This window comes from Flavobacterium sp. (assembly GCF_025352425.1).
GTDB lineage: Bacteria > Bacteroidota > Bacteroidia > Flavobacteriales > Flavobacteriaceae > Flavobacterium.
In genome coordinates this window covers 1-16,916 of record NZ_JANXTI010000013.1, presented here as the reverse complement: position 1 = coordinate 16,916, position 16,916 = coordinate 1, and the positions used below count along the sequence as shown (strand labels likewise).

The following is a 16,916-nucleotide window of genomic DNA, read 5'->3' as shown; positions in this document are numbered from 1 at the left end:
ATTTTTAAAAAGCACCACTTTTATTTAAGATTTTTAAATTTGTAACAAGTCAGGTTTAAGTCAGACATATCAAAAAATCAAAACCTATCTTATGAAGAACCTTTTACTTTTTCTGGCTTTCTGCTTTTCAGCATCCATTGCTGTTGCACAGGAAAACCTTACTTATCAAAAACCTTCAGCTACTATTTTGGCTTTAGCCGATTATGAAAGAGCTCCAAGCGTTAGTATGGACTCCAAAAAGGAATACATGCTTTTTTCTTTTCGAAGTACCTATAAAACCCTCGACGATTTAAATCAGGATGAAATGCGTTTGGGCGGTTTGCGTATCAATCCGATAACAAATATTGCCAGTGCGGTAAATTATGTTTCCAATTTAAAGATTAGAAAAGTAAGCGATAAAACCGAAACCCAAATCAGCGGTTTGCCGGAAAATCCCCGAATTACTAATGTTACATGGTCGCCAAATGAAAAGAAAATAGCATTTACCAATACCATTGTAACTGGAGTTGAGTTGTGGGTTATTGATGTAGCTTCGGCTTCCGCCAAAAAACTTACAGGAGCAACTTTGAACGCGAATCTGGGAAATCCTTTCAACTGGATGAAGGATAATGAAACCTTATTGGTAAAAATGATTGCCACAAATCGACCTGCTGTAATCGACAGCAAAAAGGATTTGCCAAAAGGCCCAACGGTGTCCGCCAGCGACGGTTCAAAATCGCAAAACCGGACGTATCCCGATTTGTTGAAAAACAAAACCGATGAAACCAATTTTGAAACGTTAATGTCTTCTGAACTCTACAAAGTAAACCTTTCGGGAAAAGCTGATTTCTTTAAGGCAAACGATTTATATGCTGGTGAAAGTTTCTCTCCTGACGGGAATTATTTAATGATAACAACGATTCAAAAACCGTTTTCCTATATCGTTCCTTATAACCGTTTTCCGTTAAAAACTGTGGTTTATGATGCTGGCGGAAAAGAAGTAAAAGTGGTGAATGAAGTTCCCCTTAACGAGGTAATTCCAAAGGGTTTTTCATCGGTCAGAAAAGGAAAAAGAAGCATGGGATGGAGAGCTGATAAACCAGCAACATTGTCCTATGTTGTAGCACTTGACGAAGGTGACCAGGCAAAAAAAGCCGATTACCGGGACGAACTTTTTACATGGAATGCGCCCTTTACAACTCAGCCCACTTCTTTGGTAAAAACGCAACAACGGTTTGATGGTGTTATATGGGGTAATGAAAGCACTGCGATTGTATCAGACGAATGGTACGATACAAGAAATACAAAAACGTATTTGATTAATCCGTCAAACCCGACTCAAGCTCCGAAGATTATAGCCGACAGAAATTCACAGGATATTTATTCTGATCCGGGGAATTTTGAAACCAAAAGAAATGAATATAACCGTTATGTTTTGGCCATCGAAAATAACAATACCTACTTAATTGGCGACGGATTTACCAAAGACGGGCAGTTTCCTTTTATTAACGAATTCAATTTGGGTACCTTAAAACCGAAACGTATCTACACCTCAACATTCAAGGACAAAAAAGAAGATTTATTATCTATAGAAGATTTTAAAAAAGGCGATGTTTTAGTACAGATTCAATCTAAAAATGAGTTTCCAAATTATTACTTCCGAAATCTGAAATCTAAGAAGTTAACCCAACTTACCAGTTTCAAGAATCCTTTTGAAAGCATCAAGAATGTGTACAAGGAAGTGATTAAATACAAACGAAAAGATGGTGTTGATTTATCCGGAACATTGTATTTGCCTGATGGTTATGACAGAAATAAAAAATCAGAGAAATTGCCATTATTGATTTGGGCTTACCCTGAAGAATTTAAGGACAAAAGCTCCGCTGGGCAAAACAAACAAAATCCAAATGAATTTACATTTCCATATTATGGTTCGTTTGTGTATTGGGTCACTAAAGGCTATGCGGTTCTTGATGATGCTTCGTTTCCAATCATTGGTGAAGGAACAACCGAACCAAACGATACCTTCATGACACAATTAGTTGATGATGCCGCTGCAGCGATTGATGCTGTGGATAAATTGGGTTATATCAATAGAAAGAAATGTGCTATTGGAGGCCACTCTTATGGTGCATTTATGACGGCTAATTTGCTTACACATTCCAATCTGTTTGCCTGTGGAATTGCCCGAAGTGGCGCTTATAACAGAACACTGACACCATTTGGTTTCCAAAGCGAACAAAGAAACTACTGGGATGTTCCGCAAATCTATAACGAAATGTCTCCGTTTATGAATGCCGATAAAATGAAGACTCCATTACTGTTGGTACATGGTGATGCTGATAATAATCCTGGCACATTTACATTGCAGTCAGAGCGTTATTTCCAGGCATTAAAAAATTTGGGCGCACCTGTTCGATTGGTATTGCTGCCAAAAGAAGCGCATAGCTATGTGGCAAAAGAAAATATACTGCATTTGCTGTGGGAACAAGATCAGTTCCTGGAGAAGTATTTGAAAAACTAATTTAAAAACCCTAAAATCAAATGACTTTAGGGTTTCTTCTTTAAGTAAATTTTACTCCCAACTTGAATTTCATTCGGACTTTCAAAGAAGATTTTGGAATCGATATGATTGCCTTCAATTAAATAATGACTTCCTAAAAAATAAGCCTTTACAACTTCAACTTTTAGGTCGGACTTTGCTACAACCTCTAATTGATGTGAATAAATGATCTGTATTTTACCATCAATTTCAATCTCATTTACATCACCAAAAAGCGACGCCATATATTTGCTTTTTGGGTTATCATAGATGTTTTTTGGATTTCCTTTTTCCTTTAGTTGCCCATCTTTTAAAACCAAAATATCATCGCAAAAGAAAGCACATCAGAGCTGTCATGCGTTGCAAAAATGGTAGTGATTTGTTTTTCTTTTAAATAACCAAAAAGTTTTCTGCGCAAGCTGTTTTTCCTGAAATTATCAATATGGCTGAAAGGTTCGTCCAGTAATAGAACTTCGGGCTCAAGCGCTAAAACTCTTGCTAATGCTACACGTTGCATCTGTCCGCCACTTAAATTTTTTGCTTTTACATTGGCATAATCCTTCATTTCGACAATTTCCAGTAATTCGGCAATGCGTTTATTTTTTTGTTCGGGATAAAAATTAGAAAGGTATTTTCCAACATTTTCGTTAACCGTAATAAACGGCATTAAATCAAAGTCCTGTGCCAGATATTTCATGAAACCCATGCCCGGGATGAGATTATATTTAGGCCCTAAAATTTCGATATCATTCCAAAATAGTTGACCCTCATTTAAATCGTACAAGCCATAAATAAGCTTTAGTAAAGTGCTTTTGCCGCAACCACTTTCACCAATTACTGCCATATTTCTTCCTTTTTCTAATGCAAAAGAAATGTTGTGAATTGTTGGTTTTTCACGGTAAGAAAATGAAATATTTATGACTTTTATCATAGCTATGTTTGATCACAAAATTGAGCAATCTAAAACGAAATAAAAAATATATTTAAAATCTCCGCTAAACTTTTTTGAAGTAAAACCAATAGATAAAACCAATAGATAAAAATAAGAGCGAAACCCCTTTTACAGAGAATCGCTCTTACCAACCTAACCAATAACAAATCATTTCGTGAGAAATATATTTTTGTATTTAGTGCCAGTTTTGTTTTGTAAAGTTACTGCCGATTTATCGTTTATAAAAATTATCAAACAGAAAGTTTTGTTAAAGTTTGTTCAAAAAAAAGCGTCCGCTATAATGGACGCTTTTTCTAATTTATTAATATAATTTTATTTTCCTGCTTCCTTTTGAGCGTCTTGAACCATTTTTTCATTTGCTGTAATAGCAAATTCAACACGACGGTTTTGAGTTCGTCCTTCCGGTGTATCATTTGTTGCCACTGGATCAGCTATTCCTAAACCTGTAGTTGTAAAACGTCCAGCACTAATACCTTTTCCGGCTAAATAACTTTTAACCGTAGCCGCTCTTTGTTGCGACAATGTTAAATTATATTCTGCCGTACCGGTGCTGTCTGTATAACCATAAATTTGTATGTTGGTATCAGAATATTGGTTAAACACCGGAACCAGTTTATCTAAATTAGCCTTTGCTGTAGTTGTTAAAGTGGATTTGTTAGTGTCAAAACGAACCGAATTTTCACCCAAAACCAATTTAATTCCTTCCCCTACCCTTTCTACCTGTGCGCCAGGCAAAGCCGTTTCAATTTCACGTGCCTGTTTGTCCATTTTATGTCCAATTACACCACCGGCAACACCACCAATAACTCCGCCAAGAACAGCACCAAGTGCGCCATTTCCTCCTTTACCAACGTTATTACCTAAAATACCCCCGATAACAGCACCTCCGGCAGCTCCAATCACTGCCCCACGTTGCGTTTTGTTAGAGTTTTTTACTGCTTCACAACTAGTGAAGAGACTTCCTAAAAGAAAAAGACTTGCTAAAGCTATTGTTTTTATATTTTTCATAATGATTTAAAATTTTAATTTCTACTGAATTGATAAACTACATCTGTTGATTTTCCCGCAACAACAATGTTGTCGATAAGCTGGAAAGAATTGTCCGTTAGATTGGCAACTCTTAAAATATAGCCCTCTTTTACTCTCTTTGCTTTTGATTCATCCAAAACTTTAAAAACAAATTGCCAGTCTTTATTGACAAACCATGTAATTGGTGTGCTGTAGGATGTACATTTTGGGCTGTTAAGCGAGAAGTTTCCTTTATTGTTATTGGAAACAAATTTCCATTTACTGCCAACAAAACATTGCGAATCAGCCAAGTCAAAAGAATTCACTTTTATCATATTAGAATTAGGATAAGTCACAGAGGAAACAGACCAGTTCCCTTTCATTGCAACCTGGGTTTTAGAATCCAGTTTGGTGTCGGTTGCCGATTTTGATTTACATGATAAAATCAAAACTGCCAATGCACTCATTAAAATAAACTTTTTCATTCGTATTTGTATTTAATAATTAGTTACCACAAATATACGGCGATTCTAACAAGTGAGTTTACATTATATTGCAAAATTGTTTCAAAATTAATAAGAATTTTTACTACGTCAATTTGTCATACATACTACTAATGGTATTAGTTTTGACTAGTCAGATTTCACAATTGTTTAATCTAAAAATTATAAATATGACAACAGGAAAAATAAATGTATCCGTAGAAAACATCTTTCCCTTAATCAAGAAGTTCTTATACAATGACCACGAAATTTTCTTGCGTGAATTAGTGTCCAATGCAACTGATGCAACACTTAAACTAAAGCATTTAGCCAGCATAGGAGAAGCCAAAGTAGAATACGGAAATCCTATTATAGAAGTCAAAATTGACAAAGAAGGCAAAAAATTACACCTAATCGACCAAGGCTTAGGAATGACTGCCGATGAAGTCGAAAAGTACATCAATCAAATTGCTTTTTCAGGGGCGGAAGAATTCCTTGAAAAATATAAAGATTCCGCCAAAGATTCAGGAATCATTGGTCACTTCGGTCTTGGTTTTTATTCTGCCTTTATGGTAGCTTCCAAAGTGGAAATCATCACCAAATCATATAAAGATGAACCGGCAGCACATTGGACTTGTGACGGAAGTCCCGACTTTACTCTGGAACCATCTGACAAAACTGAAAGAGGAACCGAAATAATCCTTCACATTGCAGAAGATTCTCTAGAGTTTTTAGAAGACTATAAAATTCGTGAACTGTTGACCAAATACAATAAGTTCATGCCTATTCCAATAAAATTTGGCACACGGACAGAAAAAATTGAACAGAAAAAAGGAGAATCGGTTGCCGAAGAAGACAAAGACAATATTTTCACTGAAGTGGAAGTTGACAACATCATCAATAATCCTAATCCGGCATGGACAAAACAGCCGGTCGATTTGACTGATGAAGATTATAAAGACTTTTACCGCGAATTGTATCCAATGCAATTTGAAGACCCATTATTCAACATCCATTTGAATGTGGATTATCCTTTCAACCTGACAGGAATTTTATATTTCCCTAAAATGTCTGCCGATATACAAATGCAAAAGGACAAAATCCAAATGTATCAAAACCAAGTCTTTGTCACCGACAACGTCGAAGGAATTGTACCGGAATTTTTAGGTATGTTAAAAGGTGTGATTGATTCCCCTGATATTCCGTTGAACGTTTCGCGTTCCGGCTTGCAGGCGGATAGCAATGTTAAAAAAATCTCAAATTACATCACAAGAAAAGTCGCTGATAAATTGAAATCCCTATTCACTGAAAACCGTGAGGACTTCGAGAAAAAATGGAACGACATCAAAATTGTATTGGAATACGGAATGCTTTCCGAACCAAAATTCTATGAAAAATCAGGCGACTTTATTTTGTATCCAACGGTTGATGACAAATATTACACTTTAGCAGAATTAAAAGAAATCTTAACCTCAAACCAAACCGACAAAAATGGCAAGTTGGTAGTGTTATATGCTTCGAATAAAGATGCACAACACGGCTATATCGACATCGCCAAAGAAAAAGGATACGAAGTCCTGCTTTTAGATTCTCCAATTGTATCGCACTTAATCCAAAAACTGGAAAGCGACAACGAAAACCTGACGTTCACGCGTGTTGATTCCGACCATATCGATAAACTAATCCAGAAAGAAGACACTCAGATTTCTAAACTGTCTGAAGACGAGTCAACGCAATTGAAAACTGTTTTAGAAGAAATTGTACCAAAAGCAAATTACTCCGTTCAATTGGAACCAATGGATAGCACAGCAGCGCCATTTATCATCACTCAACCTGAATTCATGCGAAGAATGAAAGAAATGAGCCAATCCGGCGGCGGCGGAATGTTCGGAATGGGTAACTTCCCCGAAATGTATAATCTGGTGGTGAACACCAATTCTGAATTAGCTACAACAATCCTAAATACTTCCGACAAATCAGCTCAGGAAGGCTTGGTGAAACAAGCGTTAGACTTAGCCAAGATTTCTCAAGGATTATTAAAAGGCGAAGAGTTGACTGCTTTTGTTAAGAGAAGCTTTGAACTAATAAAGTAATTAGGCAATAGTCAAAAGGCAATAGTTAAAAACCTGTGAGTATCAACTTGCAGGTTTTTTATTGAAATAAATTCACGAACTTTGTGCTTAATTGTCACCCTGAACTTGTCGAAGGACACAACTCATAACTACTTACTCAGGTACATCTTCCTTCTGCTGTACAATTCGTAAAACTGATCATCCTTCAGATCATCAATAAACAATATGCTTTCTCCTGTTGATTTCATCTCCGGACCAAGGGCTTTATTCACATCCTTAAACTTACTGAACGAAAAAACAGGCTGCTTAATCGCAAATCCTTTTAGTTTCGGATTAAAAGTAAAGTCAGTCACCTTATTCTGTCCAAGCATAACTTTAGTCGCATAATTTACATAAGGCTCACCATACGCTTTCGCAATAAAAGGCACCGTTCTCGAAGCTCTCGGGTTGGCTTCAATGATGTAAACGATATCATCCTTAATTGCAAACTGAATATTTATTAAACCAACAGTTCGTAGTGCTAACGCAATCTTCTTTGTGTGATCTTTAATCTGCTGCATAACAAACTCACCCAAGTTAAAAGGAGGCAAAGTCGCATTACTATCCCCCGAATGGATTCCGCAAGGCTCAATATGCTCCATGATTCCGATGATGTATACATTTTCACCATCACAAATCGCATCCGCTTCTGCTTCAATGGCGCCGTCAAGATAGTTATCCAAAAGCAATTTGTTACCGGGAATATTTTTAAGCAAATCAATAACATGTTCTTCCAATTCCTGCTTATTGATGACAATCTTCATCCCCTGTCCACCCAAAACATACGAAGGGCGAACTAATAACGGAAAGTCCAAAACATCAGCAAGTGCCGATGCCTGGTCAGCATTTTCAGCAATCCCAAATTGTGGAAACGGAATCTTTAATTCGGTCAGCAATTCTGAGAATCTTCCTCTGTCTTCTGCTAAATCCAGAGCGTCAAATGAAGTTCCAAGTATTTTTATATCGTATTTAGATAGCTTTTCTGCTAACTTAAGAGCGGTTTGTCCGCCCAACTGAACAATTACACCTTCCGGCTTTTCGTGCCGGATGATATCATAAATGTGTTCCCAAAAAACAGGCTCGAAGTACAGTTTATCTGCCGTATCAAAATCCGTAGAAACCGTCTCCGGGTTACAGTTAATCATAATGGTTTCATAACCACATTCCTTAGCGGCCAAAACCCCGTGAACACAGGAATAATCAAACTCAATTCCCTGCCCAATTCGGTTTGGTCCAGAACCTAGAACAACAACTTTCTTTTTATCGGAAACAATGCTTTCATTGTGAACATAACGCTCTCCTGTTGCTGTTTCTATTTCTGCTTCAAAAGTCGAGTAATAATACGGAGTCTGAGCTTTAAATTCAGCCGCGCAGGTGTCAACCAATTTATAGACACGTTTGATGTTCATATCATCACGTAATTTATACACCTGGCTCTCCAAACATTTCAACATATGCGCAATCTGTCTGTCACCATACCCTTTTTGTTTTGCTTCCAATAACAATTCCTTTGGAAGATTAGTGATATTGTATTGTGAAATTTCTTTTTCTATTGCATATAATTCTTCGTATTGTTTCAGGAACCACATATCAATCTTGGTAATTTCATGGATTCTGTTCAACGGAATTCCCATCGCAATCGCATCATAAATCACAAATACTCTGTCCCAACTTGCATAAGTTAGTTTCTCGAGAATCTGCTCGTAATTTTTGTATCCTTTTCCGTCTGCACCTAATCCGTTCCTTTTAATTTCCAATGATTGCGTTGCTTTGTGTAATGCTTCCTGAAACGAACGCCCAATTCCCATAACTTCTCCAACAGATTTCATTTGAAGTCCTAATGTTCTGTCTGCACCTTCAAATTTATCAAAGTTCCAGCGTGGTATTTTTACAATGACATAATCTAATGTTGGTTCAAATAGCGCGGAAGTTGATTTGGTAATTTGATTTTGAAGTTCATCAAGATGATATCCCAAAGCCAGTTTCGATGCAATCTTAGCAATAGGATATCCTGTTGCTTTTGACGCCAATGCAGATGAACGAGAAACCCTTGGATTGATTTCAATCGCAACAATATCTTCCTTTTCATCAGGTGAAACAGCGAATTGCACATTACAACCTCCTGCAAAATTCCCAATAGAACGCATCATCAAAATCGCCATATCTCGCATCTTTTGAAACGTTGTATCTGATAAAGTCATTGCTGGCGCAACTGTAATGGAATCTCCAGTGTGAATTCCCATTGGATCCATATTTTCGATGGAACAAATGATGACTACGTTGTCATTTTTATCCCGAAGTAATTCTAGTTCATATTCTTTCCATCCAATTAATGCTTTGTCAATTAAGACTTCATGAATTGGTGACATTTCTAATCCGTAGGTTAGTTTTTCGTCAAATTCTTCTTTTGTATGAACAAAAGCTGCTCCGGTTCCACCAAGCGTAAACGACGGACGGATAACCAATGGAAAGCCAAATTCCTGTGCAATTTCTTTTCCTTTAAGGAATGATGTTGCAGTTTTGGCCGGAGCTGTTGGCACTCCGATTCTTTCAAGTAATTGCTTAAACTGTTCCCTGTCTTCGGTAACGTTAATTGCATTTACATCAACACCAATTAATCGCACACCAAAGTCTTCCCAAATTCCTTTTTCGTCAGCTTCCAGACAAAGATTCAATGCTGTTTGTCCGCCCATTGTTGGTAAAACGGCATCAATTTGCGGATGCTCTTTTAGGATTTGGATAATGGATTTGGTTGTTAATGGCAATAAGTAAACATGATCCGCCATACTTGGATCAGTCATAATCGTAGCCGGATTGGAGTTGATTAGGATTACTTCAATTCCTTCTTCGCGGATGGAACGTGCCGATTGTGAACCTGCATAATCAAATTCGCATGCCTGACCAATTACGATTGGACCTGAACCTATGATTAAAACCGATTTTATTGAATTGTCTTTGGGCATTGTAGTGTGTAGTTATGTAGTTAGTTGTTCTGCATTATTTCGAAATTCTTCATTCCTTGTTCATATATTCAACATTCTTTTTTAAAGTTTGGACATCGATTAACGAATGTTCAATGTTGAAGTTGGTTATCTAGCCCCGATGGCAGTGAAAATCCTTTTTATTTTTCTAAAAATAAAAAGATTGTAACGAACAGCGGGAAATAGCTCCTAAAAATTATCAATAGTTGTAAACAAATTTGCTTCGTTCCTCGCAATGACATAAAAAAAGCCGCTACTAATAAAAGTAACGGCTTGATATTGATTAATTGCTAATCATTATTTTTTGTGTCTTGGTTCAGAAGATACAGTCAATTTATGTCTTCCTTTTGCTCTACGACGCGCAAGGACTTTTCTCCCATTTGCAGAAGCCATTCTGTCCATAAATCCGTGTTTATTTCTTCTCTTTCTTTTCGATGGTTGAAACGTTCTTTTGCTCATTGCTTAGTATCTTTAAAATCGTGTATTAATTTCTATGGTAATTGGGCTCTTTAAAACCGAGTGCAAATATACAAACCTTTTTTTTTCTGGCAAGTAGTTTTATAAAAATATTTTCAAATCCTTTTATTACCTTTGCGGCACAAAATTACAACTTATGTTTCACAGATTTATCAAATTAATTATAGCGGCTTTATTGGTTGTAACTGCCGTTTGGCAATTTACCGAAGGAAATATCGGAAACGGAATTTTTCTAATTCTATTGACGGCAATTCCGATTTTTCTTTATTACAAAAATGAATTCATTCTTTTGGCATTCTTAAAACTGAGAAAACAGGATTTTCCGGGTGCAAAAGTGTGGTTGGATAAAATCAAAAACCCGGAAACGGCTTTGGTGAGAAAACAACAGGGTTACTATAATTATCTTCATGGCTTGATGATGTCGCAGACGAATTTACACCAATCGGAGAAATTTTTTAAGAAAGCAATTGAATTGGGTTTGAGTATGGATATGGATTTGGCTGTTGCAAAATTAAACCTTGCCGGAATCGCAATGTCAAGAAGACGCAAAATGGAAGCTACAGCTTTACTAAACGAAGCCAAAAAGCTCGACAAACAAGGCATGCTGAATGACCAGATTAAAATGATGAAGGAACAGATGAAGAAGATTTAAGTTAGACTTCTTAGACTGACTTAGACTTTTTAGAAATAAAAAACCATCCCAATTAAACCGAGATGGTTTTTTATTTAGATTCCAATCTAAGATGTTAACTGTCTAAGCAGTCTATTTTAATATCCAGCTAATGGAATCTTAATTTCGTATTTCTTCTTACTTGGATTCAACAATTTTTTGTCGCGAAGCCACGGGTTGTGGATTTTTAAGATCTTATAGTTGATTCCCTGAGACATTGCAAATCCTGTTAAGTCGTTAATTGTGCTGTCTATTTCAACATTTTTCGTTGGAATTGATGGATACAATTCGGTTGGGTAAATACTGAATCCATACAATGCAGGTTGTTTCATGATTTCCTTTAACGCCAAAATCCGGAATACATAACGTGAAGTTTCTTCGGTCAGGCCTAAATCGTAATAATTGGAAACTTTTTGTTCTTCAATCTTTTTGGCTAATCCACTCATTCCACCATTATAGGAAGCGGCTGCCATAGTCCAGGAACCAAACTTTTCTTTGGCTGCCAATAAATATTTACAGGCGGATTCAGTAGATTTCTCTAAATGGTAACGCTCATCCACAAGTTCGTTAACTTCCATTCCTCGCTCACGAGCCGTATCAGGCATAAACTGCCAAACTCCCTTGGCTCCCGACGGAGAAGATGCATTAGTCAAACCACTTTCAATAACGGCAAGATATTTAAAATCGTCCGGCACGTTATACTGTCGCAGGATTGGTTCAATAATAGGAAAAACCCGATTGGCTCTTTTTATTATTAAAACTGTTGTTGCATCCAAATTCGCATTTATAAGTAGTTCTCTGTCTAATCGCTCTTTGACGTCATTTATTTGTAGGGGCGTACTTTCTCCTGCAAAGTCAACAGCAGCCGGGAAGTATAGTGGAGTGCCTTGCCGTAATAACTTTTCCTTATTGTCTCCCGATATTCCAAAAGTCAATATTCCAGAAACTAAAATTACTACGAATGTCGATAATAGGGCTTTATTCGTTTTCATATCTGTAGGATTTATTTTTTTTGTCAGATATGCAATCGCTTTTAGTATTGTCTTTCAACAAACTTTTTTTGTGGCGATGTTATAATATGACATTTAATATTGGTAAATCTACAAAAACCAGTTTAATATCACCCATTTTCTAACATAATTTTAGGCAAGTTTTCGTTAAGCCATCGGTATTTAGTGAGAATCATAATATGGGTTCCGCCTTTTACAATAATGCATTTCTTAATATGTTTTATCGGAAAAACTTCATCGGCTTCGCCGTGAATATGAATAATTTCATTGTCAATTTCTGTCCGGTCCCAATTAATTATTTGTTCAATTGCCCAATCTAAATACACCTTATCCCGAACGAAAAGAAATTTTTCATAGAGTTTTATTTTTTGTTTTAAAATGGAGGAACCAAAAGTGTATTTTGCTAAAAGCTCAATGTTTTCAAATAGTTTTGTTGGTATAAGTTTGTAGGCTTTAGTGGTTTTCGCAATTTTCATCCGTTGTGGTAATTCCGAATTTGATTTTACACTGGAAATAATAATTACTTTTTTGGGATTTACAAATGACTTCATTTCCTGAACCAAAATGCCTCCAAAAGATACACCAACCAAGATAACATTTTCATGCTTTACATTTTCTGACATTCGCTTGGCGTAACCTTTCAATGATTCACTTTTTTTGGGTGAAACCCATTCTAATAAATGAATTTCAAAAGTTTCAACGGATAACTGAATTCGCTCAAAAATGCTTGGACTGGCAGCCATTCCTGGCATAAAATAAACATGAATTTTACTCATTTTTTAACTGGAAAGTGGTTAATTATTAGTAACTTTGCCTAAAATTAATCCTTTTTTATTTACTTGATTATGGAAGCGACAGTATTTTTAGAAAAAATTGAGATCAAGGATAACACCTTTGCACGTCAGTTTGAAACTTTGGTTGATGGAAAATTAATTTCTGTAGAATATTCTTTTCAGGAGAAGAAGATTTTCTTAACAAGAATCAATGTTTTTGATGGTTTTACCAATGAAGAATTCATCAATGATTTGCTAAAGAACATTATGGAAATCGCTTATGAGCGTAAGTTGAAAGTTGTTCCGATTTTACCTAAAATTGCACTTTTCTTTAGGAAAAATACGTGTTATAGAGATTTACTTCCTCCTGGAATTAAAATATAATTATAAAAAACGTTTCAAATTTGGAGCGTTTTTTTATACTTCAACATTTAAAAATTCTAATCTAACACTTCCGTCTTCGTCTATTCGTGACAAATTAATTTCGTGTAAAGTATTCACCAATTCCGGATTCCAGGGTGTTTTTACTTTTACGTAATTTTCGGTAAAACCATGAATGTAACCTTCTTTGTTTTCGCTTTCAAAAAGAACTGTTCTGTCAGTTCCAATTTGGCTTTCATAAAAAGCACGACGTTTTTTTACTGACAATCCACGAAGCATTTTACTTCTTTTATTACGCACATTCATTGGAACAACATTAGGCATTTCGGCTGCTTCGGTATTATCCCTTTCAGAATAAGTGAAAACGTGCAAATACGAAATATCAATCTCATTTAGAAAATTATACGTTTCCAGAAAATTTTCATCGGTTTCACCCGGAAAGCCAACAATAACATCAACACCAATACAGGCATGAGGCATTACTTCACGGATTTTATTTATGCGTTCCGTATAGATTTCACGTAAGTAACGGCGCTTCATTTTTTTCAAAATTTCGTTGCTTCCACTTTGTAGCGGGATATGAAAATGCGGTACAAATGTTCGGCTTTTTGAAACAAATTCAATGGTTTCGTTTTTCAAAAGATTAGGTTCAATGGATGATATCCGTAATCTTTCAATGCCTTCTACCTTGTCCAACGCTTTGACTAAATCAAGGAAAGTATGTTCGTGTTTTTTATTTCCGAACTCGCCTTTTCCATAATCACCAATGTTTACTCCAGTTAAAACAATTTCTTTAATTCCTTGTTTCGAAATATCGGAAGCGTTTTGCAACACGTTTTCTAAAGCATCACTTCTCGAAATTCCACGTGCCAACGGAATTGTACAATACGTACATTTATAATCGCATCCATCCTGGACTTTAAGAAACGCACGCGTTCTGTCTCCGATGGAATAACTTCCGACATAAAAATCCGCTTCCTCTATCTCGCAGGAATGCACTTCGCCCATATCGTTTTTGGACAAATCATTAATATAATCGGTGATTTTGAATTTTTCGGTAGCGCCTAGAACTAAGTCAACTCCATCAACAGCAGCAAGTTCTTCGGGTTTTAATTGCGCATAACAACCAACGGCAGCAACAAATGCTTTATCGTTAAGTTTCATGGCCTTTTTTACAATTTGTTTGAATTGTTTATCGGCATTTTCGGTTACAGAGCATGTATTGATTACATACATATCGGCAACTTCTTCAAAATCGACGCGTTCAAAACCTTCGTCCTGAAAATTTCTCGCAATAGTAGAAGTCTCGGAGAAATTGAGTTTGCAGCCTAAGGTATAGAAGGCGACTTTCTTTTTTTGTTCCATAATTCACTTCAATTAATGAAATCGTTGTCAAAAATTGAGAGCGCAAAGATAAATAAAATTTACTCTTTTCTGTATTTTTTAGTAATCTCAAAAATGTGTTCTAAAATTTTTGCATCTTCATCTGAAAATTCTACCTGGCGACGTGCCATGACAATTTTAGCTGTTTGAAATGCTTTTGAAGTTAAATAGGTTGTAAAACCTGATGCACCTCCCCACGAGAAACTCGGCACAAAATTACGTGGAAACCCTGAGCCAAAAATATTTGCGGAAATGCCAACCACAGTTCCTGTATTGAACATGGTATTTATGCCGCATTTGCTATGATCACCCATCATTAATCCGCAGAATTGCAAACCAGTGCGGGCAAAACCTTCGGTTTCATAACTCCACAAACGCACTTCTTCGTAATTGTTTTTCAGATTAGAATTATTGCTGTCGGCACCAATATTACACCATTCACCAAGAACAGAGTTTCCTAAAAATCCGTCGTGCCCTTTATTTGAATATCCCATCAAAACCGAATTGCTTACTTCTCCTCCAATCACGGAATGCGGTCCGACAGTTGTAGCTCCATATACTTTAGAAGCCAGCTTTACTCTTCCCGATTCGCACAGTGCAAATGGACCGCGAATAACAGAACCTTCCATAATTTCGGCATTTTTCCCAATGTAGATTGGGCCTGTGGAAGCATTGAGCGTCACAAATTCGAGCTTTGCTCCTTCTTCGATAAATATATTTTCGGGCGAAAGTACATTTACATTTTTTGGAATTGGTTGTGAATGCCTGCCTTCGGTAATCAACTCAAAATCTTCGCGCAGCGCTGCATCATTTTTGGCGAAAATATCCCAGGTATTTTCAACTGTAATACAGTCTTCGCTGAACTCGATAATTTCATAACTATCAAAATCAACTTCTTCCTGGGTGTCGTTTGTATAAAAAGCGATGACTTCGTCTCCTTTAAAAATAGCCTGATTTTTTTCCAGGCTTTTGATCATTTCAGAAAGAATGTCATTAGGCAGGAAAGATGCATTAATCATCACATTGTCTTCCATTTCAACCATTGGAAACTTTTCGGAAAGGTATTCTTCAGTCAAGGTTGTTGTGGTATAACCTAGATATTTCTCCCATTTTTCGCGAATAGTTAAAATTCCGATACGAATATCAGCAACCGGTCTTGTGAATGTGAATGGTAGAAGCGCGTTACGAACTGTTCCGTCAAAAAGTATATAGTTCATTATGAAGGTGTATAAGTTTATGCGTTTAAAACGCTATTCAAAAGTACGAAGATTTCACAAATAAAAAACCACTCACTTTCGTGAATGGTTTTGGTATAAATTGAACACTGAAAATTATTATTTTGAGTGCTTAGCGTATTTGGTTTTGAATTTATCAATACGTCCTGCGGTATCGATAAGTTTAGATTTACCTGTGTAAAAAGGATGAGAAGTTCTGGAAATCTCCATTTTGAAAACTGGATATTCAACACCTTCGTGTGTGATAGTTTCTTTTGTTTCTACTGTTGATTTAGTGATAAAAACATCCTCGTTTGACATGTCTTTAAAAGCAACTAATCTGTAATTTTCTGGGTGAATTCCTTGTTTCATTTTGTAAATCTTTTATTGTTATGAAGTAGTTTTGTTTTGAAGCTTTCTTTGTAAAAGGTATAAACGGGCTACAACTTTTATTAATCTTTTTTAATTAGAGTGTGCAAAAATACAACTATTTTTTATAAATCAAACTAATAGGTAAACTTTTTTTAATTGTTTTGTACTTACCAAAAAGTAATTGTGGAATTACTATATTTGTTAACTAATCAAAACTAAACATTATGAATGAAATTATTAAGAAAAATGGAGTAACCTTCGGGATTATTTTGGGAGTGTTTTCAGTGCTGTTTACTACCTCCATCTATGTAATAAACTTAACGCTATTTACAAAGTGGTGGGTAGGTATTGTAAATATCCTCATCTACATTTCTATTGGAGTTTATCAAATGGTTAAAACCAAAAGAGAATTAAACAATGTTTTTCCTTTTAAGGAAGCCTTTACAACTTATTTTATATCGGCGGTGATAGGGATTTTAATATCTGTTGCATTCAATATTCTATTGTTTAACTATATTGATCCGGGCGCAAAAGACACTATTAAGGAATTGACAATTAAGTTTGCAGTTGAAATAATGGAA

14 protein-coding genes and 1 pseudogene are annotated in these 16,916 nt (G+C 36.0%); 5 read left to right on the top strand and 10 right to left on the bottom strand.

What is annotated here, in order from left to right; genetic code table 11:
• The first annotated feature begins 91 nt into the window (after positions 1–91).
• Complete coding sequence (locus Q0Q99_RS01850; RefSeq protein WP_293890593.1) at positions 92–2,503, top strand: prolyl oligopeptidase family serine peptidase; 2,412 nt, start codon at positions 92–94, stop codon at positions 2,501–2,503.
• A gap of 26 nt (positions 2,504–2,529) precedes the next feature.
• On the opposite strand, the pseudogene Q0Q99_RS01845 reads toward Q0Q99_RS01850, so the two are convergent.
• The 3 genes and pseudogenes from Q0Q99_RS01845 to Q0Q99_RS01835 form a co-directional block, all read right to left on the bottom strand.
• A pseudogene (locus Q0Q99_RS01845) lies at positions 2,530–3,452 on the bottom strand (ABC transporter ATP-binding protein).
• Positions 3,453–3,785: 333 nt separating this feature from the next.
• Positions 3,786–4,481, bottom strand: coding sequence for an OmpA family protein (locus tag Q0Q99_RS01840; protein WP_293890590.1), 696 nt, complete (start codon positions 4,479–4,481; stop codon positions 3,786–3,788).
• Positions 4,482–4,495: 14 nt separating this feature from the next.
• Positions 4,496–4,966 (bottom strand): lipocalin family protein, encoded by a 471-nt coding sequence (locus tag Q0Q99_RS01835; RefSeq protein ID WP_293890588.1) that lies wholly within the window; start codon positions 4,964–4,966, stop codon positions 4,496–4,498.
• 188 nt (positions 4,967–5,154) lie between these two features.
• Between Q0Q99_RS01835 and htpG the strand changes: the two genes are divergently transcribed.
• Positions 5,155–7,056, top strand: coding sequence for a molecular chaperone HtpG (htpG, locus tag Q0Q99_RS01830; RefSeq protein WP_293890585.1), 1,902 nt, complete (start codon positions 5,155–5,157; stop codon positions 7,054–7,056).
• Positions 7,057–7,184: 128 nt separating this feature from the next.
• On the opposite strand, the gene carB is transcribed toward htpG, so the two are convergent.
• Positions 7,185–10,037, bottom strand: a complete 2,853-nt coding sequence (gene carB / locus Q0Q99_RS01825; RefSeq protein WP_293890582.1) for a carbamoyl-phosphate synthase large subunit — start codon at positions 10,035–10,037, stop codon at positions 7,185–7,187.
• 315 nt (positions 10,038–10,352) lie between these two features.
• On the bottom strand, positions 10,353–10,514 hold the full coding sequence (rpmH, locus tag Q0Q99_RS01820) for a 50S ribosomal protein L34 (protein WP_008464848.1): 162 nt from the start codon (positions 10,512–10,514) through the stop codon (positions 10,353–10,355).
• A gap of 154 nt (positions 10,515–10,668) precedes the next feature.
• Here rpmH and Q0Q99_RS01815 point away from each other — a divergent pair, with 154 nt between their 5' ends.
• A complete protein-coding gene (locus Q0Q99_RS01815; RefSeq protein WP_293890456.1) occupies positions 10,669–11,184 on the top strand; it encodes a DUF2892 domain-containing protein in 516 nt (171 codons plus the stop codon).
• 116 nt (positions 11,185–11,300) lie between these two features.
• On the opposite strand, the gene Q0Q99_RS01810 is transcribed toward Q0Q99_RS01815, so the two are convergent.
• Entirely contained in the window at positions 11,301–12,194 is an 894-nt protein-coding gene (locus Q0Q99_RS01810; protein WP_293890453.1) for a lytic transglycosylase domain-containing protein, read from the bottom strand.
• Between the two features lie 128 nt (positions 12,195–12,322).
• Complete coding sequence (locus Q0Q99_RS01805; RefSeq protein WP_293890449.1) at positions 12,323–12,988, bottom strand: alpha/beta hydrolase; 666 nt, start codon at positions 12,986–12,988, stop codon at positions 12,323–12,325.
• A 69-nt stretch (positions 12,989–13,057) separates the two neighbouring features.
• Here Q0Q99_RS01805 and Q0Q99_RS01800 point away from each other — a divergent pair, with 69 nt between their 5' ends.
• On the top strand, positions 13,058–13,369 hold the full coding sequence (locus tag Q0Q99_RS01800; protein ID WP_293890446.1) for an N-acetyltransferase: 312 nt from the start codon (positions 13,058–13,060) through the stop codon (positions 13,367–13,369).
• A gap of 33 nt (positions 13,370–13,402) precedes the next feature.
• On the opposite strand, the gene mtaB is transcribed toward Q0Q99_RS01800, so the two are convergent.
• From mtaB to Q0Q99_RS01785, 3 genes are all read right to left on the bottom strand, one after another.
• The gene (gene mtaB / locus Q0Q99_RS01795) at positions 13,403–14,731 is read right to left on the bottom strand and encodes a tRNA (N(6)-L-threonylcarbamoyladenosine(37)-C(2))-methylthiotransferase MtaB (RefSeq protein ID WP_293890443.1); all 1,329 of its coding nucleotides are present in this window, start codon (positions 14,729–14,731) and stop codon (positions 13,403–13,405) included.
• A 59-nt stretch (positions 14,732–14,790) separates the two neighbouring features.
• The gene (locus Q0Q99_RS01790; protein ID WP_293890440.1) at positions 14,791–15,966 is read right to left on the bottom strand and encodes a GlmU family protein; all 1,176 of its coding nucleotides are present in this window, start codon (positions 15,964–15,966) and stop codon (positions 14,791–14,793) included.
• Between the two features lie 117 nt (positions 15,967–16,083).
• A complete protein-coding gene (locus Q0Q99_RS01785) occupies positions 16,084–16,335 on the bottom strand; it encodes a type B 50S ribosomal protein L31 (RefSeq protein ID WP_293890437.1) in 252 nt (83 codons plus the stop codon).
• A gap of 224 nt (positions 16,336–16,559) precedes the next feature.
• Here Q0Q99_RS01785 and Q0Q99_RS01780 point away from each other — a divergent pair.
• Positions 16,560–16,916, top strand: a 357-nt coding sequence (locus Q0Q99_RS01780; protein ID WP_293890434.1) for a DUF4199 domain-containing protein, incomplete at its 3' end; no start/stop codon positions are given.

Bases quoted from the DNA above. Each gene is read 5' to 3' on its own strand.
- mtaB (WP_293890443.1), bottom strand. From the start codon at position 14,731: ATGGAACAAAAAAAGAAAGTCGCCTTCTATACCTTAGGCTGCAAACTC.
- Q0Q99_RS01800 (WP_293890446.1), top strand. From the start codon at position 13,058: ATGGAAGCGACAGTATTTTTAGAAAAAATTGAGATCAAGGATAACACC.
- Q0Q99_RS01850 (WP_293890593.1), top strand. From the start codon at position 92: ATGAAGAACCTTTTACTTTTTCTGGCTTTCTGCTTTTCAGCATCCATT.
- Q0Q99_RS01840 (WP_293890590.1), bottom strand. From the start codon at position 4,481: ATGAAAAATATAAAAACAATAGCTTTAGCAAGTCTTTTTCTTTTAGGA.
- Q0Q99_RS01815 (WP_293890456.1), top strand. From the start codon at position 10,669: ATGTTTCACAGATTTATCAAATTAATTATAGCGGCTTTATTGGTTGTA.
- Q0Q99_RS01785 (WP_293890437.1), bottom strand. From the start codon at position 16,335: ATGAAACAAGGAATTCACCCAGAAAATTACAGATTAGTTGCTTTTAAA.
- carB (WP_293890582.1), bottom strand. From the start codon at position 10,037: ATGCCCAAAGACAATTCAATAAAATCGGTTTTAATCATAGGTTCAGGT.
- Q0Q99_RS01805 (WP_293890449.1), bottom strand. From the start codon at position 12,988: ATGAGTAAAATTCATGTTTATTTTATGCCAGGAATGGCTGCCAGTCCA.
- rpmH (WP_008464848.1), bottom strand. From the start codon at position 10,514: ATGAGCAAAAGAACGTTTCAACCATCGAAAAGAAAGAGAAGAAATAAA.
- htpG (WP_293890585.1), top strand. From the start codon at position 5,155: ATGACAACAGGAAAAATAAATGTATCCGTAGAAAACATCTTTCCCTTA.
- Q0Q99_RS01810 (WP_293890453.1), bottom strand. From the start codon at position 12,194: ATGAAAACGAATAAAGCCCTATTATCGACATTCGTAGTAATTTTAGTT.
- Q0Q99_RS01790 (WP_293890440.1), bottom strand. From the start codon at position 15,966: ATGAACTATATACTTTTTGACGGAACAGTTCGTAACGCGCTTCTACCA.
- Q0Q99_RS01835 (WP_293890588.1), bottom strand. From the start codon at position 4,966: ATGAAAAAGTTTATTTTAATGAGTGCATTGGCAGTTTTGATTTTATCA.